This window comes from Streptomyces sp. NBC_01506, from assembly GCF_045040295.1.
Classification (GTDB): Bacteria; Actinomycetota; Actinomycetes; order Streptomycetales; family Streptomycetaceae; genus Streptomyces.
Map to the genome: position 1 here is coordinate 5,158,533 of NZ_CP109422.1, position 25,880 is coordinate 5,184,412.

The 25,880-nt window shown below is 71.5% G+C and carries 25 protein-coding genes; 11 read left to right on the forward strand and 14 right to left on the reverse strand.

The features are described from left to right. Positions 1-33: 33 nt before the first annotated feature. Together OG329_RS22720 and OG329_RS22725 are read right to left on the reverse strand one after the other, a co-directional pair. Positions 34-528, reverse strand: coding sequence for a MarR family winged helix-turn-helix transcriptional regulator (locus OG329_RS22720; RefSeq protein ID WP_405797624.1), 495 nt, complete (start codon positions 526-528; stop codon positions 34-36). Between the two features lie 121 nt (positions 529-649). Continuing rightward, positions 650-2,026, reverse strand: coding sequence for a hypothetical protein (locus tag OG329_RS22725; protein ID WP_405797625.1), 1,377 nt, complete (start codon positions 2,024-2,026; stop codon positions 650-652). A 139-nt stretch (positions 2,027-2,165) separates the two neighbouring features. On the opposite strand from OG329_RS22725, the gene OG329_RS22730 reads away from it, so the two are divergent. From OG329_RS22730 to OG329_RS22740, 3 genes are all read left to right on the forward strand, one after another. Beyond that, positions 2,166-2,294: a hypothetical protein gene (locus OG329_RS22730; protein WP_405797626.1), complete on the forward strand. Its 129-nt coding sequence runs from the start codon at positions 2,166-2,168 to the stop codon at positions 2,292-2,294. A 94-nt stretch (positions 2,295-2,388) separates the two neighbouring features. Continuing rightward, on the forward strand, positions 2,389-3,975 hold the full coding sequence (locus OG329_RS22735) for an asparagine synthase-related protein (RefSeq protein WP_405797627.1): 1,587 nt from the start codon (positions 2,389-2,391) through the stop codon (positions 3,973-3,975). Between the two features lie 66 nt (positions 3,976-4,041). Beyond that, the gene (locus tag OG329_RS22740; protein WP_405797628.1) at positions 4,042-5,931 is read left to right on the forward strand and encodes an ABC transporter ATP-binding protein; all 1,890 of its coding nucleotides are present in this window, start codon (positions 4,042-4,044) and stop codon (positions 5,929-5,931) included. A gap of 74 nt (positions 5,932-6,005) precedes the next feature. Here OG329_RS22740 and map read toward each other — a convergent pair whose 3' ends face one another. Continuing rightward, on the reverse strand, positions 6,006-6,773 hold the full coding sequence (gene map, locus OG329_RS22745; RefSeq protein WP_405797630.1) for a type I methionyl aminopeptidase: 768 nt from the start codon (positions 6,771-6,773) through the stop codon (positions 6,006-6,008). A 101-nt stretch (positions 6,774-6,874) separates the two neighbouring features. On the opposite strand from map, the gene OG329_RS22750 reads away from it, so the two are divergent. Together OG329_RS22750 and OG329_RS22755 are read left to right on the forward strand one after the other, a co-directional pair. Continuing rightward, entirely contained in the window at positions 6,875-7,528 is a 654-nt protein-coding gene (locus OG329_RS22750) for a TetR family transcriptional regulator (RefSeq protein ID WP_405797632.1), read from the forward strand. A gap of 43 nt (positions 7,529-7,571) precedes the next feature. Then, on the forward strand, positions 7,572-9,638 hold the full coding sequence (locus tag OG329_RS22755) for a HelD family protein (RefSeq protein WP_405797633.1): 2,067 nt from the start codon (positions 7,572-7,574) through the stop codon (positions 9,636-9,638). Here OG329_RS22755 and OG329_RS22760 read toward each other — a convergent pair. Together OG329_RS22760 and OG329_RS22765 are read right to left on the reverse strand one after the other, a co-directional pair. Next, a complete protein-coding gene (locus tag OG329_RS22760; protein ID WP_405801969.1) occupies positions 9,635-10,591 on the reverse strand; it encodes an aminoglycoside phosphotransferase family protein in 957 nt (318 codons plus the stop codon). The genes OG329_RS22755 and OG329_RS22760 overlap by 4 nt on opposite strands. Then, the gene (locus tag OG329_RS22765) at positions 10,591-11,031 is read right to left on the reverse strand and encodes a cytidine deaminase family protein (RefSeq protein ID WP_405797634.1); all 441 of its coding nucleotides are present in this window, start codon (positions 11,029-11,031) and stop codon (positions 10,591-10,593) included. The genes OG329_RS22760 and OG329_RS22765 overlap by 1 nt, the downstream gene beginning before the upstream one ends. Before the next feature lie 117 nt (positions 11,032-11,148). Between OG329_RS22765 and OG329_RS22770 the strand changes: the two genes are divergently transcribed. Then, a complete protein-coding gene (locus tag OG329_RS22770; protein WP_405797635.1) occupies positions 11,149-11,649 on the forward strand; it encodes a GNAT family N-acetyltransferase in 501 nt (166 codons plus the stop codon). On the opposite strand, the gene OG329_RS22775 is transcribed toward OG329_RS22770, so the two are convergent. Beyond that, entirely contained in the window at positions 11,628-12,386 is a 759-nt protein-coding gene (locus OG329_RS22775) for a GNAT family N-acetyltransferase (RefSeq protein WP_405797637.1), read from the reverse strand. The two genes, OG329_RS22770 and OG329_RS22775, sit on opposite strands and share 22 nt — an antisense overlap. A 19-nt stretch (positions 12,387-12,405) precedes the next feature. Then, the gene (locus OG329_RS22780) at positions 12,406-13,302 is read right to left on the reverse strand and encodes a polysaccharide deacetylase family protein (protein WP_405797639.1); all 897 of its coding nucleotides are present in this window, start codon (positions 13,300-13,302) and stop codon (positions 12,406-12,408) included. 77 nt (positions 13,303-13,379) lie between these two features. Here OG329_RS22780 and OG329_RS22785 point away from each other — a divergent pair, with 77 nt between their 5' ends. Then, a complete protein-coding gene (locus OG329_RS22785; RefSeq protein WP_405797641.1) occupies positions 13,380-14,573 on the forward strand; it encodes an epoxide hydrolase family protein in 1,194 nt (397 codons plus the stop codon). Positions 14,574-14,637: 64 nt separating this feature from the next. Here OG329_RS22785 and OG329_RS22790 read toward each other — a convergent pair whose 3' ends face one another. Both OG329_RS22790 and OG329_RS22795 read right to left on the reverse strand, forming a co-directional pair. After that, the gene (locus tag OG329_RS22790) at positions 14,638-15,768 is read right to left on the reverse strand and encodes a DUF4037 domain-containing protein (RefSeq protein ID WP_405797642.1); all 1,131 of its coding nucleotides are present in this window, start codon (positions 15,766-15,768) and stop codon (positions 14,638-14,640) included. A 60-nt stretch (positions 15,769-15,828) separates the two neighbouring features. Continuing rightward, positions 15,829-16,695, reverse strand: a complete 867-nt coding sequence (locus OG329_RS22795; RefSeq protein ID WP_405797643.1) for an SDR family oxidoreductase — start codon at positions 16,693-16,695, stop codon at positions 15,829-15,831. 97 nt (positions 16,696-16,792) lie between these two features. Here OG329_RS22795 and OG329_RS22800 point away from each other — a divergent pair, with 97 nt between their 5' ends. Then, positions 16,793-17,704 (forward strand): sigma-70 family RNA polymerase sigma factor, encoded by a 912-nt coding sequence (locus OG329_RS22800; RefSeq protein ID WP_405797644.1) that lies wholly within the window; start codon positions 16,793-16,795, stop codon positions 17,702-17,704. 31 nt (positions 17,705-17,735) lie between these two features. On the opposite strand, the gene OG329_RS22805 is transcribed toward OG329_RS22800, so the two are convergent. Then, complete coding sequence (locus OG329_RS22805) at positions 17,736-18,236, reverse strand: hypothetical protein (RefSeq protein WP_405797645.1); 501 nt, start codon at positions 18,234-18,236, stop codon at positions 17,736-17,738. 96 nt (positions 18,237-18,332) lie between these two features. Between OG329_RS22805 and OG329_RS22810 the strand changes: the two genes are divergently transcribed. Further along, positions 18,333-19,241, forward strand: a complete 909-nt coding sequence (locus OG329_RS22810; protein WP_405797647.1) for a slipin family protein — start codon at positions 18,333-18,335, stop codon at positions 19,239-19,241. A gap of 24 nt (positions 19,242-19,265) precedes the next feature. Here OG329_RS22810 and OG329_RS22815 read toward each other — a convergent pair whose 3' ends face one another. The 4 genes from OG329_RS22815 to OG329_RS22830 form a co-directional block, all read right to left on the reverse strand. Further along, complete coding sequence (locus OG329_RS22815) at positions 19,266-20,828, reverse strand: VWA domain-containing protein (protein WP_405797649.1); 1,563 nt, start codon at positions 20,826-20,828, stop codon at positions 19,266-19,268. 35 nt (positions 20,829-20,863) lie between these two features. Then, the gene (locus tag OG329_RS22820; protein WP_405797650.1) at positions 20,864-22,084 is read right to left on the reverse strand and encodes an AAA family ATPase; all 1,221 of its coding nucleotides are present in this window, start codon (positions 22,082-22,084) and stop codon (positions 20,864-20,866) included. Positions 22,085-22,161: 77 nt separating this feature from the next. Beyond that, positions 22,162-22,764: a response regulator gene (locus tag OG329_RS22825; protein ID WP_405797651.1), complete on the reverse strand. Its 603-nt coding sequence runs from the start codon at positions 22,762-22,764 to the stop codon at positions 22,162-22,164. Continuing rightward, positions 22,761-23,987, reverse strand: a complete 1,227-nt coding sequence (locus tag OG329_RS22830) for a sensor histidine kinase (RefSeq protein WP_405797653.1) — start codon at positions 23,985-23,987, stop codon at positions 22,761-22,763. Before OG329_RS22830 ends, OG329_RS22825 begins: the two co-directional genes overlap by 4 nt. Before the next feature lie 173 nt (positions 23,988-24,160). On the opposite strand from OG329_RS22830, the gene OG329_RS22835 reads away from it, so the two are divergent. Both OG329_RS22835 and OG329_RS22840 read left to right on the forward strand, forming a co-directional pair. Continuing rightward, entirely contained in the window at positions 24,161-25,051 is an 891-nt protein-coding gene (locus OG329_RS22835; protein WP_405797655.1) for an ABC transporter ATP-binding protein, read from the forward strand. 71 nt (positions 25,052-25,122) lie between these two features. Then, the gene (locus OG329_RS22840) at positions 25,123-25,851 is read left to right on the forward strand and encodes an ABC transporter permease (RefSeq protein WP_405797657.1); all 729 of its coding nucleotides are present in this window, start codon (positions 25,123-25,125) and stop codon (positions 25,849-25,851) included. Positions 25,852-25,880: the final 29 nt, after the last annotated feature.

Sequence of the window (25,880 nt, forward strand, 5' to 3'; positions counted from 1 at the left end):
GACTATCTCTCTCGGAATCTCTTGTTCGTCCCTCTACTTCTCGCGCTGGCGCGCCCGCCGCGCCGTCCCCGTCCCCGGAGTCGCGGACGCGACGGCCAACTGCCCGCCGGTCAGGGTGTCCATGAACCGCAGGAACGCCTCGCGATCCGCGTCGGAGAACGCCGACAGCGCCTGGCGGTGCACGCTGTCGACGATCTCCTGGCTCCGCACGGCGAGCCGCGCGCCCTTCTCGGTGACCGCGATGATCCGCGCGCGCCGGTCCGTGCTGGACGGCCTGCGCTCCGCGAGCCCGGCCTTCTCCAGGGCGTCGGCGGTGACGACCATCGTGGTCTTGTCCATGTCGCCGATCTCGGCGAGCTGGATCTGGGTGCGCTCCTTCTCCAGGGCGTGCACCAGGACGCAGTGCATACGCGCGGTCAGCCCGATCTCGGCGAGCGCGGCCGACATGCGGGTGCGCAGGACGTGGCTGGTGTGGTCGAGGAGATAGGAGAGGTCCGGTTCCGTACGGGTGGTTGTCATGGCGGTCATACGCACCAGCGTAACAATTCGATCCGTGGCGGATTATCCAGAAACGTATCTGTTCTTCGGGCGCGTGGGTGTGGAGCCTGCGTCCGGTGAGGCTTCTCCCCGGCGCGGGCCGCCTCCGTCGTCAGCGGTGGCAGGTGAGGAAGACTCGGGCGCGCTCGTCGAGTTCAGCCGCTACCCGTACGCCGCGCGAGCGGTACGGGCGCAGGTCCCCGCGCAGTGAGCGGACGGCCTTGAGGGTCCGGGTGGACTTCACCCCGGCCATGGTGTCGATCGCCCGGCTCCAGGTGGCGCATGCCTGCTCGATGCCGCCCTGCTTGACCTGCTGCTCGGCCTGGGCGACGAGGTCGAGGGCGATGATCCGGGCGTATGTGGTGCCCGGCCGGCTCGCCGCCGCGGTCGCGTAGCTGCGAGCGGAATTGGGGTGGTCGCCCAGCGTTTCGAGAACCTTGGCAGTCCGGGAATGGACGGTGGCCGCAGGCGGTCCCCACACCAGTGCCCAGAACGGCACCTCGTCGTCCATACCCGCCGCGAGCGCGGCGTGGGCCCGGTCGACGTCGGCGAGTGCGGCCTTGCGTCGGCCGGTCTTGGCGAGCGCGTGCGCGTGGGTGACGGCGAACAGCGCCTCGACCTGCTGGTCGACTCGTCCCTTGGCGGTCTCCCAGCCGGTCTCGGCCAGCGCCAGGCAGTGCTCGGGCCGGTGCAGTTTCATGCCCTGCTGCGACATGGTCCGCATCACGAACCCATCCTGACCTGGGATTCCGGACTCCCGGGCAAGTCCCAGCGACTGCATGTAGTACCGCTGCGCGAGCCCCTGCTCCCCGCTGTCATACGCCTTCCAACCACATAGATGAGCTGCGGCGGAGGCGACGGACAGCGCCTCGGCGCGGGCTTCCTCACTGCTGAACCGGGCCCGGCACAGGTCACGGACATCGGTGATCAGGTACTGCGCGAAGGCGGCACGGCCGTGCTGGCCGCCGTGTTTCTCGTCCATGTCCATGAAGAGCTTCACCATGTCCCGCACGGCCGCGACGTCGGCGTGCCCGGCCAGCGCGCCGCCGCTGACGCTGCGGGTGCGGGCGGCGGCTTCCCGGACGGATTCCAGCGGGAGGACGGAGGCGGCCATGGAGAAGGCGGAGGCGGCAAGGAAACGGCGTCGGTTCACGTCTGCGCTCCCGATGGCGGTCAGCGTCTCGATGGGGTCGAAGTCCAGCGTCAGCCCGATGCTTTCATCTTCGCCGCCGGGTGGGGAGGGGAGTCCGAGGTCTTCGCGGGTGATCCGGCGACCCAGGCGCCGGGAGAGCGCCTCGGCCAGGTAGCCGGGGGTCGCCCCCTGCGGGACCGCGCCGAGCGTCCAGTGGTGGACGGCCGACTTGTTGGTCCCCAGCCGCCGGCCGCTCTCCGACGCGACGGCCTTCACGGCGCGCGCCACTGCGTCGTACGGCAGGCCGGATTCCTCGATCAGCTTCTTGAGCTGGTGGTTCGCCGTGCGCCGGGTCATGGGGTCCCCGCTCTCGTATACCTGATATACGGCCCCGAGTGCTCCGTACGGTACCCGCCAACTCCCCTGCACAGTTCACTGATTGATGAAGCCCGATGACGTTCCGTCAACGGGTTCGCCCAGTGGAGAGGAGATCGTGATGAAGGATCAGACGCGCCCGTGGGAGTCCGTGTTCGCGGGGCCGGAGATCACCGCCGTGCCCAGTGACACCGCGCGCTTCGAGGAGAAGGCCGCGGAGAGCTCGGACCAGGGCCGTTTCGAGGACTGATCCTCACGCGTCACCAGCACTACCGGGGCCCGCCTGGCCGCGAGCCGCGCGGGCCCCGGGACTTGCTCATCGCAGGGATGAAGGGAGTTCGGGGATGTTGACGTTGTCGGTCGATCTGCGGGCCGGTACGGGGCCGTGGCAGTGGCAGGGGTGTGAGCAGGGCGAAGGCTGCTGGGTGCGCGGTAAGGACCGCATTCGGCCGCTGGCCAATCCGGCGCTGGAGGCACGGGCGGTCACCGATGGCACGGCCACGCTGATGGTGGTGCGCGAGCGGGCCGCCGGCCGCGCGTCACTGCTGCGGTCGACAACCCCGGTGCGGGTGGACGCCGCGATGCATGCCCGTGCTGTAGAGGAGTGCCGGGCATGGCCGCTCCAGTCCGTATGGATCGAAGCGGGGCCGGACGGACTGCGGCTCCAGACCGGGCTCGGCGGGGTGTGCCCGCTCTACCTCGCCCAGGCCGATGGGCAGCTCGTCGGGTCGTGGCAGTTGATGGACCTCTCCGCCCACCAGACACCCGGAAAACTGGACGAGAAGGAGGTCATGCGGCTGCTGACCGGGCACCCCCGTTACGGGCACGACACCCTGTTCACCAGCATCAAGCGCCTGTCCGAACGGTCCTCGGCATATGCGGACGTCGAGGGCCTGCGCATGCTCTACCCCGCCCCCGCCGAGCACGCCCGGCCCTCCGAGCTGTCCGAGGGCATGGACGGCCCGGCCCTGGTGAGGGCGTTCGAGGCACTTGTCGACCATATCTACGCCCGCCGCCCTCTCAACCCCGTACAGACAGCGGCCCACTTGTCCGGGGGCAAGGACTCCACCAACCTCGCGGTCTCCCTCGCCCTCGCGCACCCGGGCCTGATCACGCCGTGCGCGCTGCTGATCGGCGGCGAGGCCGGCCCGCAGCAGATCGCCCGGCGCCGCATGGTCACCGACCACATCGGTTTCGCCCCCGATGTCACGGTGCCCGCCGCCAGCCACCCACCGCTGGCCCCGGGCGGGCTGCGCCGGGCTCATCCAGGGGCGATCAGCCCGCTGGACGAGCCGCACCTGGAGGCCGCCGACTCGCTCGCCCAGGCGCTGATGGCGCGCGGTATCGCCACCGTGGTCGCCGGGTTCGGCGGCGACGAAGTCGCCCGGGTACGTTGCCCCGACGGCGGCGCCGTACGCACGCTGGAAGCTCCGGCCTGGTGCGGCGAGCGGGTCCGGGACCTGCTCGGCGAGGTGAACACCGGAATCTCTCCTCCCACCGTGGCGCCGGAGACTGCCCTGGTCGCACTGGAGGTCGCCACCCCGCTCCTCGCACGCCGTGGCCTGTGGGCGCTCGCCCCGTTCACCGACCCCGACCTGGTCCGCTTCGGCCAGCGCCTCCCACGGGAGTGGAAGCGCGACAAGCGGCTGCTGACGATGCGGTTCGCCACCCAAGGTCTGCCCGATGAGGTGGTGCACCCTGCGCTTCGGGAGAACTTCGGTCACCTGATGAACCGCGCCGTCCACGAATACGCGAGCGGCCTGCTGCATAGCTGGGGCAAGGACCTGCACCTTGTCGAGGAGGGCTATCTCGATCCGGCCGTGCTCGCACAGACGGTCGAGCGGGCGGCCCTCGGACCGGACGAGGCGGCGCCCTACCGCACCGGACTGTTCCTGATCACAGCCGTCGAACTCACTCTGCGGGCCCTGTAGACGCAGTGTCCACCGCGCGGGCGAGTTCGGCTCAAAGTCTTCGGACGCCCCGGCGAACCCACCAGGATGGGGCGGGTGACCGAGTCCCCACCCGCCCCCACGACCACCGGTTCCCCGCAGCAGGTCGGCTACCGGAGCGACCCGCACTTCGAGGACATCGCCAACGCCTCCTGGTGGCGGATGGCCGCCCGGCTTCCGCGCACGCTCGCCGCCGCCACGCGCCTCGGCTGGGCCGCGGACCGCCCCGCCATGCTCTGGCTCTGCGCCTGCCAGATGGTCATCGCTGTCTCCTCCGCTGTCGCGCTCGGCGCCCTGCCCGGCGCGATGAACCACCTCTTCACCGGCGGAGCCGTCGCCGACCGGGTGAGCGAGGCCACTCCCGCGCTGGTCGTGGTCGCCGTCGCCACCGGCGTGCGGGCCGGAGCCGACGCGCTCGCCGTGTACGCCTCCGCCAGGTTGTCGCCGGAAGTCGCGACCGAGGCGGACCTTCAGATCCTGGCTGCGGCCCCGGAGGTGGAGTTGGAGGCGTACGACCGGCCCGGGTTCACCGACCGGCTCCAGGCCGCCGGGAAGGGCGCCGAGGCGACAGAGAACTTGATCGGGGATGCCCAGGCCCTGGTCTCCGCGCTCGCCCAACTCGTGGCCGCGGCCTCGGTTCTGACGGTCCTGCACCCCCTGCTTCTGCCGCTGCTGGTACTGGCCGTGGTACCCAAGGGCGCGGCGGCGATCACCACGGCGCGGATTCAGCACCGGGCGGACTACCAGAACGTCTCGGACAACCACCTGCGCTACCTGCTGCGGTACTACGCCACCGACCGCCGCACCGCCGCCGAGGTCCGCGCCACGACCATGGCCGGCTTTCTCCAGTCCTGGTACCGGGAGATCACCGACCGGATCAAAGTCACCCACCGCACCGCCGCCCCGCGAGTCCTGCGCGTCACGCTGCTCGGCTCCGCCGTCAGCGGATTGATGCTCGGCGCCACGTGGGTCGCCCTCGGGTGGCTGGCGGCCACCGGGCGGATGGACCTGGCCATCGCCGCCACCGCCGTCATCGCGGTACGCACCTCGACGGGCGCACTGACCTCCCTGGTCTTGGCTGCGGCGAGGCTCTTCCGCACCTCGCTCTACCTGGACGACTGGCAGGCGTTCCTGCGCTGGGCGAAGGCCTTGCGCGCCGTACGCGGCACTCAGGCGATCCACGCTGATGCCCCGGCCGAGATCCGCGCGGAGAACGTCAGCTACACCTACCCCGGCGCCGAGGCCCCGGCGGTCGACGGCGTCAGCCTCACCCTGCTACGCGGCGAGCTGATCGCCCTGGTCGGCGAGAACGGCTCGGGCAAGACCACCCTGTCCGCCCTGCTCACCGGGCTGCGCATCGCAAACACCGGCGGCACTGTGACGTGGGACGGCACCGACCTTGCCGAGGCGGACCCGCACAGACTGTGGTCCAAGGTCGGCCTGGTCCCGCAGGACTACACCCGCTGGCCCATGGACCTGCGCTCCAACATCCACCTCGGCCAGCCCCGCACCGAAGACGACGCTCTCCTGCTGGAGGCAGTGAACTCGGCCGGCGCGGACAGCGTCATCGCCAAGGTCCCGTACGGCCTCGACACCCTGGTCGCCGGCTCCAACTGGGGCGGCACCGACCTGTCCGGGGGGCAGTGGCAGAGAATCGCTGTTGCCAGGGCGTTCTACCGGGACGCCGCCATGCTGATGCTGGACGAGCCGACGTCCGCGATGGACCCGCGCGCCGAACACCTGGTGATCCGCCGCTTCAAGGAACTTGCCGCGGGCAAGGCCGCCGTGTTCGTCACGCACAACCTTGAGAACGCCCGCATCGCCGACCGCATCATCGTCCTCGACCAGGGCCGCATCGCCGAATCCGACACGTTCGAGGCACTGATGGACGCAGGCGGAATCTTCGCCGAGCTGTACAAACTTTCTCAGGACCGGTGACCACAAGGACAGGGCGGCTGATTGGTGGTGCCCCCAGCAGCGGAGTCGGGGCAGGCGCGGTCGGGCAGGTGGAGTCAGGGCAAGGTGAGGATGCGGGGGCCGTCGTCGGTGATGGCGATGGTGTGCTCGATGTGGGCGGCGCGGCTGCCGTCGATCGTGCGCAGGGTCCATCCGTCCGGGTCGGTGCGGTACTCGTCGCGTCCGCTGGCCATGAGCATGGGTTCGATGGCGAGGGTGAGGCCGTGGCGCAGCGGGAAGCCGCGGCCGGGGCGGCCGCGGTTGGCGACGTGCGGGTCCTCGTGCATCGTGCGGCCGATGCCGTGGCCGCCGAAGTCGGTCGGCATGCCGCAGCCCGCCTGGCTGACGACGGTGCCGATGGCGTGGGAGATGTCGCCCATGCGGTGGCCCACGGTGGCGGCGGCGATGCCGGCGTCCAGGGCCCGCTGGGTGGCGGCGATCAGTTCCAGGTCGGCGGGGCGGGGGGTGCCGACGGTGAAGCTGATCGCGGCGTCGCCGGTCCAGCCGTCGAGTTCGGCGCCGCAGTCGATGCTGACCAGGTCGCCGTCGCGCAGTCGGTCGTCGGTGGGGATGCCGTGCACGAGGGCGTCGTTGACGGAGGCGCAGATGACCGCCGGGAAGGGGGTGGGGGCGAAGGAGGGCCGGTAGCCCAGGAACGGGGAGCGGGCCCCGGCCTCGGTCAGGACGGCGTGGGCGGCTTCGTCCAGCTCGCGTACGCGCACCCCCACGGCCGCCGCCGCGCGGGCGGCCTCGAGCGCGTTGGCCACGACGCGTCCGGCCTCGCGCATCTTCTCCAGTGCCGTGTCGGTCTTGATCTCCACCATGTGCCGTGACTCCTTGTGATGCGGCTACCCAATACGTATACCGGTATTAGTATCACAGGCGTTGGCTTCGCCCCGACCTCCCCTGCGTACTCTTCATCCCCATGAGTGAGACAGCGGGGACGCCGGACATCGCGGACGGTCTGCGCGAGCGCAAGAAGCGGCAGACGTACGAGCGGCTGTCCGAGGTGGCGATCGGCCTCTTCCTGGAGCGGGGCTTCGACAGGGTGTCGGTGGCCGAGATCGCCGCCGCCGCCGATGTCTCGAAGCCGACGCTGTTCCGGTATTTCCCCGCCAAGGAGGATCTGGTCCTGCACCGGTTCGCCGACCATGAGGACGAGTCGGCGCGGGTGGTCGCGGGGGCGGGTGCCGGCTCTGTGCTGGCGGCGCTGCACCGCCACTTCGCGGACGGTCTCGCCCGCCGGGACCCGGTGACCGGGCTCAACGACGATCCCCGGGTGCTGGCCTTCCACGGTCTGCTGTACGGGACCGAGTCCCTGGTCGCGCGGGCGTACGCCTACCAGGGCCGGTCGGAGGCCGCGCTGGCGGGCGCGCTCGCGCGGGCGCGCCCCTCGGCCGGGCCGGTGGCCGCGCGGCTCGCGGCCGGTCAGATCGCCGCTGTCCAGCGCGTGCTCGCCGAGGAGAACTGGCGGCGGATCGCGGCCGGTGAGAGCGCCGACCAGGTCTGCCCGGACGCGGTGGCGGCGGCGGAGTCGGGGTTCGGGCAGTTGCGGGGCGGGCTCGGCCCGTACAACTGATCTCCGGTGTCAAATGTAACCGGGTTACGTTATTCTTGGCGGAATGACGTCACTCGACCATGAGCCGAGCCGCGCGCTCGGCCAAGAGCGGGCCTATCACGACATCTGCCGTACCGCCCTGAAGGGCATGATCGAAGGGGCCGGGGAACGGGTCGTCACCGGCGCGGACGTCTCGGCCTCCGGGGCGGACGCGGAAGTCCTCGGCTACCAATTCCGCAGCCACGCCAAGGAGTTGGCCGAGCTGCCGGAAGGGCCGCTGTTCTTCGGGCGGCTGGATTTCGGAGCCGTACGGAGCGGAGCCCTACAGGGCGGTCACGATCACGCCGGGCAGAGCTATCACATCGGCCGCATCCGCATCAGCGAACACCCCGCGTCCCCGCCCCTCGTGATCGACTGGCGCGCCCCGGTCTCACGGGCCTTCTACCAGGCGCGCGCCGCCGACCCGCAGGGCGTCGCCGTCCGCCGCCGGTTCGGCTGGGCGCCGTGGAGCAAGGGGCTCTCGGAGGACCTGACGGGCCTGGAGGACGAACCCCTCCAGGGTGCCCGCCCCACGACCGGTCCGGGTTCGGCCTCCGGCGCGATCCTCGCCGACGAGATCGAGCGCCCCCGCGTCGGCCCGATGCGCGACATCGTCGCCACCATCCAGCCCGAGCAGGACGATCTCGTACGGGACGAACTCACCGTGTCCGTCTGCGTCCAGGGCGCCCCCGGCACCGGCAAGACCGCTGTCGGCCTGCACCGCGCCGCGTATCTCCTCTACACCCACCCCGACCGGATCAAGCGCGGCGGACTGCTCATCCTCGGGCCCAACCGCACCTTCCTCTCCTACATCTCCGAGGTGCTGCCCGCCCTCGGTGAGACGGGCGTCCGCCAGTCCACGATCGAGGACGAGGTCGCGCGCCACCCGGTCCGCGCCGAGGACGACGAGGCGGCGGCGCTCGTCAAACACGACGTGCGGATGGCGGCCGTGCTGCGCCGCGCGCTGTACGGGCGGGTGCGCGTACCCGTCAACTCCCTTGAGGTGCCTGACGGTTCGTACCGCTGGCGGCTGCCGGTCGCCGAGCTGGAGCGGATCGTCGCCGACGTACGGCACGAGGCGCCGCCGTACGCGATCGGCCGCGAGCGCGTCCGCACCCGTGCCGTACGGCTGATCCAGCAGCAGGCCGAACGGCGCTCGGGCGTCCGGAGCGACGCCTGGCTTCAGAAGATCTCCCGCGCGCGTGCCGTCTCGGCGTTCGTGGACGAGGTCTGGCCGAGGGCGACCCCGGAGGAGGTCGTGGCCGGGCTGCTGTCCGACCCGGCCCGCGGCCCGGCGGAGGGCATCCTCGACGCGGCGGAACGGCGCGCGCTGACGTGGGCCCGGCCCCGTTCGGCCCGTACGGCTCCGTGGTCGGCGGCGGATCTGCTGCTCCTGGACGAGGTCGCCGGACTCCTCGAACGCCAGGACAGCTACGGCCACATCGTGGTCGACGAGGCGCAGGACCTCTCCCTGATGCAGTGCCGCGCCATCGCCCGCCGCGCCGGATTCGGCTCGCTGACCGTCCTGGGCGACCTGGCGCAGGGCACCACCCCGTGGGCCGCCCGCGACTGGCGGGAGCACCTGGCGCGGTTGGGCGCGCCCGATGCCCCGGTGGCCGAACTGACTGTCGGATTCCGGGTACCCGGCGCGATCGTGGCGCTGACGAACCGGCTGCTCGGCACGTTGGAGGTGGACCTACCGCCCGCCCGGTCGCTGCGCGCGGACGGCGAACTACGCGTCGAGAAGGTCCCCGAGGCGGCGGGGATGGGCGCGGCGGTGGTCGACGCGGTCCGCGCGGCGCTGCCGTACGAGGGGTCGGTCGCCGTCATCGCCGCCGACACCGACATCGCGCGCCTGCGCGACACGCTGACCGGAGCGGGCCTGGCGCCCGCGTCCCCCGGCGAACTGGGCGCCCGCGTCACGCTGTTGCCGGCGTCGCTCGCCAAGGGCCTCGAATACGACCACGTGGTCGCCGTCGAACCGGCGACGATCGTCGCGTCGGAACGGCGCGGGGCGCACCGGCTGTATGTGGTGCTGACGAGGGCGGTGTCGCGGCTGCATGTGCTGCACAGCGCGGAGCTGCCGTTCTAGAAAAGCCGCCGGGACGTCGCGTGGTCCGTCGCGTGGTCCGCCAGGACTTCGGTGATCACGTGGTGCGCGTTCGCCGCGAGCGCCGGGTTCGTGCGGAGGTAGTACGGGAGCTGGATGAGCGCCATCGACAGCGCCCAGCCGCGACCGCGCGCCCATGTCGCGTCGTCGGCGTCCAGGGCGGCGCGGAAGCCGTCCCGTACGCCGGCCGGGAGGAGATTCCACGCGGGGATCAGGTCGGACGCGGGTTCGCCCAGTCCCACCGTGCCGAAGTCGATGACCCCGCTGAGCCGTCCGCCGTCGGCGCTGTCCAACAGGAGGTTCCCCGGCATCAGATCGGAGTGGAGCCAGACAGGCGGGCCGTCCCACTCAGGTGCTCGCAGGGAGACGTCCCAGGCCGCTGCCGCCGCTTCGGTGTCGATGTCGATGTCGATGATCCCGCGCGGTTCGCCCAGTTCGGCTGGCTCACGGAGGCGGGCGAGCGCGGCGCGCGTCTCGCCGTCCTGGTCGCACAGGGCCCCGCCCCGGTAGGCCGGTGGCCCGTCCACGGGGTCGATCCGGCGCAGCGCCATGACGAAGTCGGCCAAGTCCGCTGCCAGCGCCCCGGGTTGGCTGAGCCTCCCGGCCTCCGGGTGCGCGCCGTCGAGCCGGCGGTAGACCGACCACGGCCAGGGATAGCCCTCGGCGGGGGTGCCCGCGCCCAGGAGGACGACGGGGACGGGGACCGGGAGCTGCGGGGCGAGCCACGGCAGCCAGCGGTTCTCCTTCGCCAGGTCCTCGACGCCGCCCTCGATACGCGGGAGTCGTACGGTCATGTCGTCGCCGAGCCGGTACACGGCGTTGACGGTGCCGGTGGACGGGAAGGGTTCGACGGGCAGTTCGGCCCAGTGCGGGAACTGCGCGGCGAGCAGCCGGCGTACGAGAGCGACATCGGTCGGCACCTCGTCGGCGTGCATCACGCGGGGTCGGCTTCGTTCCGCTCGGCTTCGTCCCGCTCGACCTCGTACGCGTACGGCAGCAACTCCCGTACCGGCACGGCCCGCAGACCGTTCTCCGTCCGCACCACGATCTCGACCTGCGGGAAGTAGTCGAGCAGCACCTGCCGGCAGCGCCCGCACGGCGGCATCACACCCCGGCTGTCGCTCCCGACCGCCACGACGGTGACGAGGTCGTACGCGCCGACGGCCGCCGCCGCGCCGATGGTCACCAGCTCGGCGCAGGGGCCGCCGGTGAAGTGGTAGACGTTCAGACCGGTGATGATCCGGCCGTCCCGGTCGCGGGCGGCGCAGGCCACGGTGTGGTCGTCACCCTTGGCATGGGCCACGACGAGGCGGGTCGCCGCGTCGACGAGTTCGGCGAGGTCGTGGTCGAGTTCATGATCGAGGTCAGCAGTCACGCGACGGAACGGTACTCGGGGACGGCGTGTCGGCCCACCGATTTTCGGCGCCGGGCGCCTGCCGACAATGCCTCACGTACGCCTCTTGACGTGCACTCCAACGGGTAGCGTGCGAGCATGCCCGCACTTCAACTGCTCCGTTTCGACCACGCTCCGGCACTGCTCGCGTTCGAGCGGGAGAACCGTGCCTACTTCGCCGCGTCGGTCCCCGACCGGGGCGACTCCTTCTTCACGGACTTCGCCGCGCGGCTCGAGGATCTGATCGCCGAACAGAGCGCCGGGGTGTGCTACTTCCATGTGCTGGTGAGCGACGACGGCGGCGGTACGGCGGCGGACGAGGTGATCGGGCGCGTGAACCTGGTCGACGTGGCGGACGGGTCGGCCGAGCTGGGGTACCGGATCGCGGAGAAGGCGGCGGGCAAGGGCGTGGCGACGCAGGCCGTCCGGCAGATCTGCGAGCTGGCGGCGCGGACGTACGGGCTGACGACGCTGCGTGCGCGCACCACCCACGACAACCCCGCATCGCGCGCCGTCCTGACCCGTACCGGATTCGTCGCCACCGGCGAGATCGCGATCGACGACCGCCCGGCCACGGCCTACATCCGCACGCTGAGCTGAGCGCCCAACTCCCGGAAGCCGAGGGCCCTGGCCACTCTCCGCGAGGGCTCCGGCCTGGCCCGCCACTGCGGCAGCAGACCGGCGTCGAGCGCGTGGGACACGGCGGCCGAGGCCACGATCCGCGCCAGCCGCCGGCCCCGCCGGTCCGGGGCGACCAGGACGGATACGTGGGCGACCGACCGTGGCCAGGTCACATAACCGGCCGCCGCCACCACATCCTCGTACTCGCGGATCAGGAACGCGGGCGACGTGATCTCGTCCAGACCGCTCTCGCCGGCGTCACCCTTCCCGACACCGGCCAGCAGCGCGGCCAACGCCGAGTCGTCGTGAGCTGCCGCGCGCTCGACGCTCACGCCCGCCTCCTTAGGAAGCGCGGGCACGAACGCGTCCCGGTCGCCCCGGTCCAGATAGGCGAGCGCGGCCGGCCCCAGTGCGTCGAGCACCGGGGCTGCCGTACCGCTCAGCGCCTCGCCGAGCCGGACCGGGTCGGTCAGCTCGGCGTCGGTCAGCTCCGCGTACGTCAGCTTCCGTACCGCCTCGTTCAGCGCCCTCGCGCAGCGCGCGTCCGGCGCGGTGACGACGGCGGCGTCACCGATCCGTACGATCCCGGCCCAGCCCGGCGGGCAGAGCCGCGAGCCGGGCGCGATCACGACGGCGCCGGGGGAGCTGAACTCGACTCGGACACCGGCGAGTTCGCTCCACAGCGCGCGTGCGTGGGTCACTGTCCCTGAATCCATACGGGGACGGTAGCCGCCCTCACTGACTCGCGCGGTGCCTCGCGTAGTGCTCGGCGATCTCGTCGCTCGTCGTCAGCCAGACGCCCGGATGGTTCGCGATGTGCTCCAGCGCCTGGTCCAGATACTTGTGCCGGAACGGCTGGTTGATGACGAACGGATGCAGCACCAGCGACATCACCCGGCCGCTGTCCGCCGCGTCGTCGTAGAGCTGGTCCAACTGATCCTTGACGATCCGCACGAAGTCGGGCCCGCTGAGGCTCTTGCCGACGAACAGACTGATGTCGTTGACCTCGATGGAGTACGGAACGCTCAGCATGCCCGGCACGTTGAGCCGGTACGGCTGGTCGTCGTTCGACCAGTCCAGCACATAGGTCAGACCCAGCTCGGCGAGCAGTTCCGGAGTCCGGAAGGTCTCGGTGAGCGCCGGCCCCAGCCAGCCGCGCGGGCGGCGGCCGGTGTCCCTCTCGATGGTGTCGACCACCTCCGTGAGATAGGCCCGCTCCGCGTCCTCGTTCTCCGACATGTCGGCCTGGAAGATCGAGTTGTTCCTGCCGTGCGCGATCCACGCCCAGTCCCGTTCGCGGCCCGCGCGGACGATCTGCGGATAGCGGCTGCCGACATCGGAGTTGAGCATCACGCTCGCGCGTACGCCGTGCCGGTCGAGGCTGTCGACCAGCCGCCAGATGCCCACGCGCGGGCCGTAGTCGCGCCAGCCGTAGTTCAGCGGGTCGGGGGCCAGGCCGGCGGTGCCCGCGAAGATGCTCGTGGAGGGGCGGTCGACCTGGTAGTGCTCGACGTTGAGTCCTACGTAGAAGGCGATGCGGGCGCCGTCCGGCCAGTGGACGGGGGGACGTTCGGTGATCGGGCTGTAGTCGAAGAGTTGGTTGTCCATGACCACAGGCTCGAACAGTGCCATTGGTGTGAGGGTCAAGGCGGGCGGAGGAGCGGAATTGGGTGGGGCTGTCCGGGCCGCCGGAATTACGATGCGCCGTTATGAGCCCCGCCCGCCCCGCCCCGTTCCGTATCGCCCCGTTCCGTATCGACATCCCGCAGAGCGACCTGGACGATCTCCACGACCGGCTCGACCGCACCCGCTGGCCCGACGAACTGCCGGGTGCGGGCTGGGAGTACGGCGTCCCGCTCGGCCATCTCCGCGCGCTGGCGCACCACTGGCGGCACACCTACGACTGGCGGGCCGCCGAGGCCGAGCTGAACCGGTGGCCGCAGTTCACCGCCACGATCGACGGGGCGACCGTCCACTTCGCCCACATCCGGTCGCCGGAGCCGGACGCGACGCCGCTGATCATGACGCACGGCTGGCCGGGCTCGATCGTCGAATTCGCCGACGTGGCGGGCCCGCTCACCGACCCCCGCGCGCACGGCGCCGACCCCGCCGACGCGTTCCATCTGGTGCTCCCGAGCATCCCCGGCTTCGGTCTCTCCGGCCCCACGCGGGAGAAGGGCTGGGAGTACGAGCGGGTGGCCGGGGCGTTCGCGGAGCTGATGGAGCGCCTGGGTTACGAGCGGTACGGCGCCCAGGGCGGCGACTGGGGCGCGGCGATCTCCCGCGAGCTGGGCCGCATCAGGCCGGGCAACGTCATCGGCGTACACCTCAATCTGCTGCCCGGCGGGGGCGCGACGCACGAGCCGAGCGCGGCGGAACTGGCCGCGCTGAGCCCGCAGGAGGGCCGGCGCACGGTGGAATCCTGGGAGCGGGGACGGGAGTTCGCCCGCGACCGCCAGGGGTACGCCGACATCCAGTCGACGCGCCCGCAGACGCTGGCGTACGGCCTGACGGACTCGCCGGTCGGTCAACTGGCCTGGATCGCCGAGAAGTTCGAGGAGTGGGCGGACACCACGGGCGGCGCGGGCGCGATCGACCGCGACCGGCTGCTGACGAACGTGATGCTGTACTGGCTGACCGGCACGGCAGGCTCGTCCGCCCGTATCTACTACGAGCGGGCGCACGCCGCGTACGCGGGCTCGCCGCCCAAGCCGTCCACGGTCCCCACCGCGCTGGCCGACTTCCCGCACGACAACTTCGTCCCGCTGCGCCACATCGCCGACCGCACGAACAACATCACGCGCTGGACCTCCTACGACCGGGGCGGCCATTTCCCGGCGATGGAGGTGCCGGAGCTGCTGGTGGGCGACGTACGGGCGTTCTTCCGCACCTTCACACCGTAGGGCGTGTCCGTGGAGTCCCGCCCGGCCAGGCGTCACGGAGGGCAAGGCCGGCGCCACTTCGCGGTCACGCCCTCGCGGCGCGTGCGAGCGCGTCGACCGCCGCGCGCCGGGGCCCGGCCGGCCCGAGGAAGTCCGCGCTGTCCGCCCACTGGTCCACCCCGCCGGTCAGCGGCAGCCCGCGCAGTTCGGGGTCGGTGACGGTCGCCGCGAGGGCCTGGGCGAAGCGTTCGGCGTGCAGCACCTGGAACGGTCTGCTGTGGTACGGGCGGCGGGCCGGGTCCACGGGCGCCGCGAGGCCCGTCCCGTTCTGGAGCCCGGCCACGTACTCGTACGCGTCGCACAGATGCCGCTCCCGCGCCGGATACTCGGTCGCGGCCAGCGCGCCCGCCAGCGACGGCGTCAGCTCCCCGGCCACGGCGAGCCGCCCGAACGAGCGGCCCAGCCACTTGCCGTACGGGGCGTACGTCCGCTCCAGCAGCAGGCACAGCCGCATCAGATCGCGCACCAGCCGTCCCGCGACGACCGCCGACCCGAGACCGTCCCCCACCTCGGCGCACCGGCCGACGAAGGCTTCCTCCTGGGAGATCCGCTGCCACTGGCAGGCCAGCAGATAGCGCCAGACCTGGTCGGGGTACCACGCCAACCGCGCCCGCGCCGGGCCGAGCGTGCCGAGCCCGTCGTGGAACACCGCGCCACCGGTGACCTCTGCGAGCCGCTGCTGGGGCATCGCGAGCCAGTCGCGGACGGCCGGCTCCGCCGCCGTCACCCCGAGCTGGGTGAGCAGCCAGTGGTCCAGGTCGTCGACCGACACCCGGTGGTCGACCGCGCTGTCCGTCAACTCCATGTGGCCGATGGGGACTTCGGGGTCGGCGAGCCGGAAGTGGGTGGGCCAGCCGCGTACGTGCTTCGGCAGCCGTTCCGCGAGCAGTCGGCGCAGGTCGGCCCCGTGCTCGGCGGCGTCGTCCGGCGCGAGGAACAGATTCAGCCGTGGCCCCCACTCGTGGTCGGCGGACCGGGCGGTGTCGAACCCCAGCACCTCGGACCCGGAGCCGACCCGCGCGGCGGCGTACCGCAGCCCCGGATACGCGCGGTCAAGGACGGGCCGCACGGCCTCCTCGTAGAGGAGACGTGACAGATCGAGACCGGGGATGAAGTCGGGGGTGGGGTGGGAGGGCGGGGTGTTCACGGTGTCCACGGGCTCACTGTGCCGGACGGGTGGCGGTGTCGGCCACGCGATATCCCACGCTGCCGTGTCTCAGCGCCGCCGTACGTGAGCCCCGTCCCCGCTCACCCGCTCGGCGAGGAAGTCCTCCCAGGTCCGCCTCCCGAGGTCGGCCCCGACGAGGGTCAGATTCTCCCCGGCCCGGTACACGCGGCCGACCTTGCCCGGAATCCGCAGCGGCATCGTCGGGCGCTTCTTGCCGCGCGCCCAGAGGTAGCCCCGGCTCAGCTCCCCCAGCCCGTACACCTTCGGCCCGGCCAGGTCGGCCACCCGGCCGGCCGGTTCGCCGAGGGTCAGCTCCACGAGCCGGTCCGCCACATCGCGGGTGTCGACCGGCTGCAACCGCAGCCCGCCGGGGACCGGGACCACCGGCAGCTTCGCCATGGCGCGCACCACGGTCAGGACCAGGTCGTGGAACTGGGCCGCACGCAGCGTCGTCCACGGCAGCCCGGACTGGGCCACCGCCAGCTCCGCGCCCAGCTTGGCCCTGGGATAGCCGAGCGGAATCCGGTCGGCGCCGATGACCGAGATGTAGACGAGGTGCCGTACGGCGTCCCGTACGCCGCTACGCGTCGCGGCCCGCACCAGATTCCGGGTCGCCACGTCGTCGCCTTTGGCGGCCCCCGCGAGATGCAGGACGATCTCGGCGCCGTCCAGCGCGGTGTCGATCCCCTCGTCCTTGAGCAGGTCGGCGGCGACGTACTCGACACCGCCGGCGCCACCGGCGCCACCGGCGCCACCGGCGCCACCGGCGCCACCGGCGTCACCCTCGGGTGCGCGGCCGTGCCGGGTCAGCACCCGTACGTGGTGATCGGTGTCGCGCAGCAGGGGCGTGACAAGGCGGCCGAGGGTGCCGGTGCCGCCTGTGACCAGGATCGTTGACGTTGACGTTGACGTCATGGCTTCTCCGATGTCTCGTGGACCGGGTGTTCGCCGGTCACATCTGCCGGGATGGGAGGGTCTATTGCCGTGACACCCGGCGAGTGAGGAATGTGACGTGAGGGACGAGAACAGTTGGCTTCTGGAGCGCTTCGAGGAAGACCGGACTCGGCTGCGCGCGGTGGCCTACCGGATGCTCGGCTCCGCGAGCGAGGCCGATGATGCCCTCCAGGAGACCTGGCTGCGCGTCAGCCGCGCCGACACCGGCGAGATCCGGAACCCGCCCGGCTGGCTGACCACGGTGGTGGCACGGGTGTGCCTGAACATGCTGCGTACGCGCGCCTCGCGGCGCGAGGAACCGCTCGACGTACCGGGCCGCCCCGACGAGGCTCGCGCGGCGGGCGCGCGCGAGGGGGAGTACGAGGGGCAGTACGCCCCCGAGGAGGAGGCGGTCCTGGCCGACTCGGTCGGGCTGGCGCTGCTGGTCGTACTCGACACGCTGGCGCCGGCCGAGCGGCTGGCCTTCGTCCTGCACGACATGTTCGCCGTCCCCTTCGGGGAGATCGCCCCGATGATCGAGCGCTCCCCGGCGGCGGCGAGACAGCTCGCGAGCCGTGCGCGCCGCCGGGTGAAGGGGGCCTCGCCGCTGTCGGAGGCGGATCTGGCGCGCCGGCGCCATGTCGTCGAAGCGTTCATGGCGGCGTCGCGGGGCGGGGACTTCGAGGCGCTGGTCGCGCTGCTCGACTCGGACGTGATCCTCCGGGCCGACCGGGCGGTCGGCCCCACCCCCGCACCGGTGCTGCTCCGGGGCGCGCGGCAGGTGGCCGAGGGCGCGTCCAGGTCGGCCGCGCGGGTCAGATTCACCCGGCCCGCGCTGGTGAACGGGTCGCCGGGGCTGGTGATGGCTCCCGGCGGACGGCTGTTCCTGGTGCTCGCGTTCACGATCACGGACGACAAGGTGACGGAGATCGACATCATCGCGGACGCGGACCGGCTGGGGCGGGTGGAGGTGGCGGTTCTCGACGCGTAACGCCGGGCAGTTGGGCAGGCCGGCAGCCGGATCAGCTCGGCAGTGCGGACGCCTCGCCGAACGCGGCCAGGAGTTGGATCGGCCACTCCGGATCGGCCTGGCCGACGGCCAGCGCGATCCACCGCCCGGCGGGCGCCGGTCGCCATACGCGCATGCTGCCCGCGAGCATGCACAGGAAGCCCATCGGCTCGGGCGCCACGAAACCGGGGTCGGGGTCGGCGTCGGGGTCGGCGTCGGGGTTGCCGACCGACAGATACGGAGACAGATCAACGGTCCGTGGCTCGCCCCAGCGGCCGGTCAGGATCGCGGCCAGCGCGTCGTGGTCCGCCTCGATCTCCCGCTCGGCCTCCGCCACGATCTCCTCGCCGCGCTCCTCCCAGAAGTCCCGGCTTTCGCGCAGCACGACAACGTGGTGACCGGGACCGCTCCACCTGCCGCCCCCGGCCCCTTTCTCCACCCGCTCGGGGAACGGGCGGGCACTCAGGCTGTCGATCATGGCCAACTGGTCCCGCGTGGAGCGCGCCCGATGCATGGGCAGAGCCTAGAGAGCCTGTCCGGCGATCGACCAGCGGTCATTCCGGGCATATCGTTGTCAGTGAGACCTTCGTCCGGCACGAAGGGGGTCATCATGGTCGAGGGACTGGTCATAGGGGTCATAGCGGCGATATGCGTGTGCGGGATCATCGCGATGTCGGCCGCCCGGGTCGTGAAGCAGTACGAGCGCGGTGTGGTCTTCCGTCTCGGTCGGCTGCACGAAGGCATCCGGGGGCCCGGATTCACGCTGATCGCCCCGTTCGTGGACAGGCTGCACAAGGTCAACATGCAGATCGTGACGATGCCTGTCCCCGCACAGGACGGCATCACGCGCGACAACGTCACCGTGCGCGTGGACGCGGTGATCTATTTCAAGGTGGTCGACGCGGCGGACGCGCTGATCCGGGTCGAGGACTACCGCTTCGCGGTCTCGCAGATGGCGCAGACCTCGCTGCGGTCGATCATCGGTAAGAGCGATCTGGACGATCTGCTGTCGAACCGCGAGAAGCTGAATCAGGGCCTTGAGCTGATGATCGACAGCCCGGCCATCGGCTGGGGCGTACAGATCGACCGCGTCGAGATCAAGGACGTATCGCTGCCGGAGACCATGAAGCGGTCCATGGCGCGTCAGGCCGAGGCGGACCGTGAGCGCCGCGCGCGGGTGATCAACGCGGACGCGGAGTTGCAGGCGTCGAAGAAGCTCGCGGAGGCGGCGGAGCAGATGTCCGAGCAGCCTGCGGCGCTTCAACTGCGGCTGCTCCAGACCGTGGTGGCTGTCGCGGCCGAGAAGAACTCGACGCTCGTGCTGCCGTTCCCGGTCGAACTGCTCCGCTTCCTGGAACGTGCCACCCCGGCGGAGAAGGCCAAGGCCATCGAGGCGGCCTCGGACGCACTGCGGCGAGCCCCGGCTCCGGCGGCTCCGGAAGCTCCCGAGAAGCAGGAAGCGCAGGACAAGCAGGACAAGCAGGAGAAGCAGGCAGGACGGGAGAAGACGACCGTCTGAATCGGTGGACCCCGAGGCAGAGCGTCAGATCACGCGGAAGAGGTCGGCGGCGGCGTGGACGTCCGTCAGGTCCTCGATGGACCGGAGGTTGTCGCACAGGGCGTCCAGCACCGAGCCGGCCTCGGCGGCGCGCGGGGCGCCCACCGCCAGGCCGAAGACGCGGAAGCCCAGCCGGCGCTTGGCGTCGTTCCAGCCCCGCATCCACTCCTCGGTGACCCCGCATTCGTCGTCGGTGATCATCACGATGTCGCCGCGCGAGCGCGTGTCGTCGTTCAACCCTTCCTCCAGCAGCTCGGCGGCTGCCGACAAAGGCGTCTGGTAACTCGTACCGCCGCCGAGGAAGGACTCCGCGAAGTCCAGCACCCGCGCGATCCCGGCGGGCTCGTCGGCGTGGAACTCGCCGGCCGGGAAGCGGAAGACCTGGATCTTGTCGGCGGCGGAGAACAGGATGCCGACGAAATCGCGCCTGGCGTGCCGGGCCTGGTCCAGCAGGGCCAGGGCGCACCCCTTGGCCCACGCCTCCCGGCTGACTCCGCCCGGCCCCGCCACGTACATGGAGTGCGAGGTGTCCACGCAGGCGATGATCGCGCCCCGGCCGGTGGGCTGCTCGCCCTGGCTGTCGTAGAGCATCAGCTCCCCGGCGGCGTAGCGCGCGGCGAACACCGCGCGCAGCTCGGGCAGGCCGAGGCTCGCCAGCTCGGAGGGGATGAGGCGGGAGAGGTCGTCGCCGAGCGTGACGCCGATCAGCTCCCCGGTGGTGTTCTCCACCTTGCGGGCGCGCTCCGCGTCGGCCATCTGCCGGAAACGGCCGATCAGTTCGGCCCACTGCGCGAGGCGGCTGGCGCGCAGCCGCTCGGCGAGCCGGGCGCGCCGGTCGAAGGGCATCCGCTCCAGTTGGCCGGGCGCGACGCCCCAGGCCCGCATGAGCGCGGCCTCCTCCCGTACGGCCTCGGCGGCCTCCGCCGCCGCTGTCCGCGCCGACGCGCGGATACCGGGGACCGCGGCGGCGAGGGCCCGCGCGGCGGCCCGGTCGGCCTGCTCCCCTACGGCCTTCGCGGCCTCGATCGCCCGTTGTACGGCGGCGGGGGTCCCGCCGCCCTCACCGCCGTCCTCGCCGCTCCCCGCCGCCCCGCCCACGGCCGCCGCCGCGCCTTCGGCGGCCCGCCGGGCCTTCTTCGCCCGCTCGGCCCGGTCCTGGGCGTCCCGGGAGCCCTCCAGCATCCGGCGCAGCGCCGCGCCCTGGGCCAGCACGGCCATGGCGGCGGCGTACGGGTCACCGGCCGTCTCGCGGCGCAGCTCGGCGAACTCCGGTGATTCCAGCAGTGAGTTGACGACCTGGTGATTGACCAGCCGGGCGGGGTCCATCTCCGCGCGCTCGCGCAGCCTCGGGCGGATCTTGTACGCGGCCAGGAACGCGTCGGCCAGCAGGTCGGTGGCGCACTCGTGGCGCGCGTTCAACTCCTCGGCCAGCTCGCGCAGTCCGGCCGACTGCTCGTACGTGTCGCGCCAGGCGATCCGCTCGAACCGGTCCGCGACCACGGCTGCCGTGTGCCACTTTCCGGCGGGCATGTTCGGTGTCTCACCCATGGTCCTGCCCCCCTCCTTCTTCTCCTCCTCCTCGCTCAGAGCTGGGACCGGGGGGCCGGCACCATGCTCGCGTCCACCCCAAGGGCCTCGGTGAGTACGCGGGCGCGGACCGCGCGCTGGCGGCCGGTGACCCGGTCGATCGCGGCGGTGGAGCGCCCGGCGCCCGCCGCCTCCTCGCGCAGCTTCTCCAGCCGCTTCCCCGCCATGGCGAGCTTGTTGTGGGCCTTCTTGATGACCCACTCGCTCAGCGCCTCGCGCGACTGCCCGGCCATGGCGTCGAGCTGGGCCTCCAACTCCTCGATGGCGTCGGCCAGATCAAGCGCCTCCTTGGCGTCGGGGTTGACCAGTTGCAGCACCTCGCGCTCGACGGTCGGGCGTTCGGTGGGGGAGTCCCACAGCACATGGGTCAGCACCGACAGGTCGGTCTCGGCGACCGCCGGGCGGCCGTCGAGATACGCGGACGCCTGGAGCAGGCCAACCGCCTGGCGCCAGCGGCGGTCGGAGGTGACGAGTTCCTTGCGGCGCAGGGCGGCCCGCAACGTACACACCGCGTCCACGATCACATCGGGCACGTCCACGGCCGGAACGCCCTCGCTCACCGCGTCCCGCAGCGCGGCCAGCTCGATGGTGGTCCGCGTCGGGGCCGCCGGGCGGCTGACGGCGGAGCGGACCAGCGCGGCGAAGTTCGAGGGATCCGCGAGATACCCGACCTCGATCCGTACCAGCAGCCGGTCGTAGATCGCGGCCGAATCCTCCCCGCCGGGCAGTTCGTTGCTCGCGGTGATGGCTCCGATCAGGGGGCAGCGGATCGGCTCGCCGCCGCTCTCGGGGTGGTAGATCCGCTCGTTGAGGAAGCCCAGCGTCTCGTTCAGCGCAGCCGTGGAGCACTTGAATATCTCGTCGATGAACGCGATGTGCGCGGTCGTGGCGCGGCCGTCGAAGACCTGGCGGTACTCACCCCGGGCCAGCGCGGCGACGTCGACGGGACCGAACATCTTCGTCGGCGCGGTGAACTTCGACAGCAGGATCTCCCAGTAGGCCGCCCCGTCGATCCGGCCCGTCAGCTCCCGCGCCATCTCGGACTTCGCCGTTCCGGGCGGGCCGAGCACCAGCGAATGCTGCCCGGCCAGCAGTGTCACCAGCAGCGTCCGCACCACGTCGGCCCGCTCGTAGAAACGGTCCGACACCTCGTCGCTGATGGCCCGCAGCGTGGTGGCCGTGTCCTTGGCGTCGTGTGTGCCCGTATTCAACTCCATGCGCCCCTATTCAACTCCATGCCCGCGACGCACTGTTCGGTCGGCTGCACGGCGCCGGCCGACGGCCCGCCCCGTCACTAGAGCCAGTCGTGCTCACGCGCGTAACGCGCCGCTTCGTGCCGGGTGCGGGTCCGGGTCTTCCGCATGGCGTTCGAGAGGTAGTTGCGTACGGTGCCCTCCGCCAGATGCAGGCGGGCGGCGATCTCGGCGGCGGAGTACCCCTCGCCGGTCACGCGCAGGACGTCGATCTCCCGGTCGGTGAGCGGGCAGTCGTCCACGACGGCGCGCGCGGAGACGTCCGGGTCGATCCAACGCCTGCCCTGGTGCAGCGTGTTGATGACCGACGTGATGTGCGCGGGCTCCGCCGACTTGCTGACGAAGCCCTGGACCCCGAGCCGCAGGGCTTTGCGGAGCACCCCCGGCCTGGCATGGCGGGTCAGCATGAGGACCACCTGGTCCGGCCGCGTACGGCGGATGCGTTCGACGGCGCCGAGTCCGTCCACGCCGGGCATCTCCAGGTCGATGACGAGCACGTCGGGCCGGTGTCGGAGCGTCGCTTCGACGGCCGATTCGCCGTCCTGCGCCTCGGCGACGACGGTGATCTCGCCCTCCAGGGTCAGCAGCGCCGCGAGCGCCTTGCGGAGCAGGGCCTCGTCGTCGGCGAGCACCACGGTGGTCATCGGCCGCCCTCCCGCGACGTCGCCGCAGTCGCCGCCGCCGTTGCCGTTGCCGTTGCCGTACGAAGGCGGGGAAACGCCGCAGCCGTGCGGAAGTGCCCGCTGTCCTGCTCCACCGTCAGCTCGCCTCCGTTGTCGCCCACGCGTTCCCTGAGGGCGGCCAGTCCGCCGAGCGCCGGCAGGGGAGTGTCCGGCGCGCCGTCGTTGACGATGCTGATGTACGACTCCGAGAGAGCGATCCGCACCCGCGTGGCCTGCGCGTGGCGCAGGATGTTGGTCGTCGTCTCGCGCAGGACCTGGCTGAGCAGCCCGTTGACCCGCTCGTCACCGTCACCTTCAACAGCGTCCCCATCGTCCGTCTCACGGCTGACGTGCACGCGGATGCCCGCCGCTTCGAAGAGGTTCTTCGCGTTCTCCAGCTCCACGGACAGATTGAGCCGCCGCTGCGCGTAGACCAGCTCCTTCGTCTGCGCGATGGTGTCGCTGACCAGGGCGTGCACCTCCCGTAGCTCGTCCTCCGCACGCCCGGCGTCGCTGCGCACCAGCTTCTGCGCCAGCGTGACCTTCAGCTTCACCACATGCAGGGTGTGGCCCTGGATATCGTGCAGATCGCTCGCGAAACGGACACGTTCCCGGAAGACGGCCAGCTCCGCCTCACGTTCCCGCGACTGCTCCAGGATCTGGTAGAAGCGCCGGTTGGCGAAGTGAAGGCCGGTCGCCACCACCGTGACGGCCGTGGGGATCAGGACGTAATTGACCAGTACGCCGGAAACGTCGTCCGGTGTCCGCGTCAGCCTCGCCGCGCCCACCCCGGCGACGAAGACGGCCAGCGCCACGGCTGCCGCGCCTCGGTGGCGCGGGAGATGGGGGATGAGGTGGGGGCCCACGATCGTCAGGCCGTAGAACGCCTTGTCACTGTCGGCCACCAGCACCCCGTACGGCCACACGGCCGCCGCGACGACCAGGCAGGGGAGCGTGACGCGTGAGGTGGCGTCGGGCGTCCACCGCGCGAGGACCAGCAGGCCGGCGAGCACGCCCAGGCTCAGTACGGCGGCGTCCCACCAGGTCCGGGCATCGGACGCCACCAGCAGCGCGCCGATGGCGGCGAGCGGCGGGACGAACGTGACGCGGTTCCATGTGCGCAGCGGTCCCTGTGCCGTCGTCTCGGTGCGCTGGGCGTGCTCGGTGCGCTGGGCGTGCTCGGGGTGCTTGGCGTACTCGGGCATGGCATCGCGGCTCTCGGGGTCGTACGGGGTGAAGCCTCTGCCCCGCAGTATTCTTCCGGCCCGGTCGACGGCGCCAGTGACACCGTGTCACGCGTTCGTGCCGAGGAATGTCATGCCGGAGTGATGACACCACGCCACTGCCGCGCGGACGGGACGACGGCTGAGATCGACGTATGAACTCGACACCCGTCATCGACGTCGAACGTCTGAACGTCAGCTACGGCGACTTCCACGCCGTGAAAGATCTGTCCTTCCAGGTCAGGAAGGGGGAGCTGTACGCGCTCCTCGGCACGAACGGGGCCGGGAAGACCTCCATCCTGGAGACCGTCGAAGGCCACCGCAAGGCGACCTCGGGCACCGTGCGGGTCTTCGGGCGCAGCCCGCGCGACCGGCGCGCCGTACGGCCACGGATGGGGATCATGCTCCAGGAGAGCGGATTCTCCCCGGAGCTGACCGCGCGGGAATCGGTCCGGCTGATCGGCAGACTCTCCCGGCGTACGGACACGGCCGAGCGCGTACTCGACGTCGTCGGCCTCACGCACAAGGCAGGCACCCTGGTCTCCCAGCTCTCCGGCGGCGAGAAACGACGCCTGGACTTCGCCACCGCCGTGTACGGCAGCCCCGAGCTGATCTTCCTGGACGAGCCGACGACCGGGCTGGACATCCAGTCCCGGGACGCGCTGTGGGACGCGGTGGACAAGCTGCGCGAAGACGGCTCCACCATCGTGCTCACCACGCACTACCTGGAGGAGGCCCAGCAGCGCGCCGACCGCGTCGGGCTCATGCACAAGGGCGCCTTCCGCCAGGAAGGGACGGTCACCGAGCTGACGCAGACGCTGCCCGCCGCCATCGGCTTCGCCCTGCCGGCCCCCGCGCCCGCGCCGCCGCCACCGCTGCGGGCGGCGCGGGCGAGCGACGGGAAGTTCGTCATCAAGACCTTCGCCTTGCAGAACGACCTCTACGCGCTGCTCGCCTGGGCGCACGCCAACGGAGTGGAGCTACGGGAACTCCAGGCCGGACCGACCCGGCTGGACGACGTCTTCCGCTCCATCGGCAACGACTAGCCACCGGAACTTCCAGAGTTCAACAGTTCAACAGTCCAAGAGCCCAAGAGTCCAAGAAGAGGACCTTCGCCATGCGCTCCGTACTCCCCATCGCTCACACCGAGCTGACCCAGATCTTCCGGAACCGGCTGGTTCTGCTGAACAGTTTCATCATTCCCGTGGCGGCCTGCGCCTTCTTCGTCTACCAGCACGAGACCTTCGCCGACCTGCGCAGCCTCGGCTACATCGGGGCGGTCGTGCTGTTCACCGTGGCCGCGTTCGGGCTCTACGCCACCACGGTGACCACCCTCGCCTCGCGCCGGCAGAGTCTCTTCCTCAAGCGGCTGCGCTCCACCCCGGCGAGCGACGCCGGCATTCTCGCCGGGCTGCTGCTGCCGGTCACCGTCCTCGCGCTGATTCAGGTGACCGTGATCCTCGCCGTGCTGGCCGTGGTCGCGGGCGGGCCGGCCGATGTCGTCCTGCTGGCGATGGCGGTCCTCTCGACGCTGATCATGATGCTCGGCCTGGGACTGGCCACGGCCGGAGTGACGAACTCCCCCGAGCACGCCCAGGTGACGACGCTGCCCATCAGCCTCGGTTCCGTCGCCGTCGTCAACTGGGTGGGCATCACCGGCACCGGGGAACTCACCGTGCTCAAGCGGCTGCTCCCCGGCGGCTCGGCCACCGAGCTGGCCCTCAACGCCTGGAACGGCGGCGTTCCCGTGGCGGACTCCCTGCTTCTGCTGCTGCCCACCCTGGGCTGGGTCGTCGCCGCCGTCGCGCTGGCCTCCCGCTTCTTCCGCTGGGAACCGCGCCGATGAGCCGGATCAGCCGGATCAGCCGGATCAGC

Coding starts and splice junctions, on each gene's coding strand:
- OG329_RS22720 (WP_405797624.1), bottom strand. CDS start 528: ATGACCGCCATGACAACCACCCGTACGGAACCGGACCTCTCCTATCTC.
- OG329_RS22725 (WP_405797625.1), bottom strand. CDS start 2,026: ATGACCCGGCGCACGGCGAACCACCAGCTCAAGAAGCTGATCGAGGAA.
- OG329_RS22730 (WP_405797626.1), top strand. CDS start 2,166: ATGAAGGATCAGACGCGCCCGTGGGAGTCCGTGTTCGCGGGGCCGGAG.
- OG329_RS22735 (WP_405797627.1), top strand. CDS start 2,389: ATGTTGACGTTGTCGGTCGATCTGCGGGCCGGTACGGGGCCGTGGCAG.
- OG329_RS22740 (WP_405797628.1), top strand. CDS start 4,042: ATGGGGCGGGTGACCGAGTCCCCACCCGCCCCCACGACCACCGGTTCC.
- map (WP_405797630.1), bottom strand. CDS start 6,773: ATGGTGGAGATCAAGACCGACACGGCACTGGAGAAGATGCGCGAGGCC.
- OG329_RS22750 (WP_405797632.1), top strand. CDS start 6,875: ATGAGTGAGACAGCGGGGACGCCGGACATCGCGGACGGTCTGCGCGAG.
- OG329_RS22755 (WP_405797633.1), top strand. CDS start 7,572: ATGACGTCACTCGACCATGAGCCGAGCCGCGCGCTCGGCCAAGAGCGG.
- OG329_RS22760 (WP_405801969.1), bottom strand. CDS start 10,591: ATGCACGCCGACGAGGTGCCGACCGATGTCGCTCTCGTACGCCGGCTG.
- OG329_RS22770 (WP_405797635.1), top strand. CDS start 11,149: ATGCCCGCACTTCAACTGCTCCGTTTCGACCACGCTCCGGCACTGCTC.
- OG329_RS22775 (WP_405797637.1), bottom strand. CDS start 12,386: ATGGATTCAGGGACAGTGACCCACGCACGCGCGCTGTGGAGCGAACTC.
- OG329_RS22780 (WP_405797639.1), bottom strand. CDS start 13,302: ATGGCACTGTTCGAGCCTGTGGTCATGGACAACCAACTCTTCGACTAC.
- OG329_RS22785 (WP_405797641.1), top strand. CDS start 13,380: ATGAGCCCCGCCCGCCCCGCCCCGTTCCGTATCGCCCCGTTCCGTATC.
- OG329_RS22795 (WP_405797643.1), bottom strand. CDS start 16,695: ATGACGTCAACGTCAACGTCAACGATCCTGGTCACAGGCGGCACCGGC.
- OG329_RS22805 (WP_405797645.1), bottom strand. CDS start 18,236: ATGCATCGGGCGCGCTCCACGCGGGACCAGTTGGCCATGATCGACAGC.
- OG329_RS22810 (WP_405797647.1), top strand. CDS start 18,333: ATGGTCGAGGGACTGGTCATAGGGGTCATAGCGGCGATATGCGTGTGC.
- OG329_RS22815 (WP_405797649.1), bottom strand. CDS start 20,828: ATGGGTGAGACACCGAACATGCCCGCCGGAAAGTGGCACACGGCAGCC.
- OG329_RS22820 (WP_405797650.1), bottom strand. CDS start 22,084: ATGGAGTTGAATACGGGCACACACGACGCCAAGGACACGGCCACCACG.
- OG329_RS22825 (WP_405797651.1), bottom strand. CDS start 22,764: ATGACCACCGTGGTGCTCGCCGACGACGAGGCCCTGCTCCGCAAGGCG.
- OG329_RS22830 (WP_405797653.1), bottom strand. CDS start 23,987: ATGCCCGAGTACGCCAAGCACCCCGAGCACGCCCAGCGCACCGAGCAC.
- OG329_RS22835 (WP_405797655.1), top strand. CDS start 24,161: ATGAACTCGACACCCGTCATCGACGTCGAACGTCTGAACGTCAGCTAC.
- OG329_RS22840 (WP_405797657.1), top strand. CDS start 25,123: ATGCGCTCCGTACTCCCCATCGCTCACACCGAGCTGACCCAGATCTTC.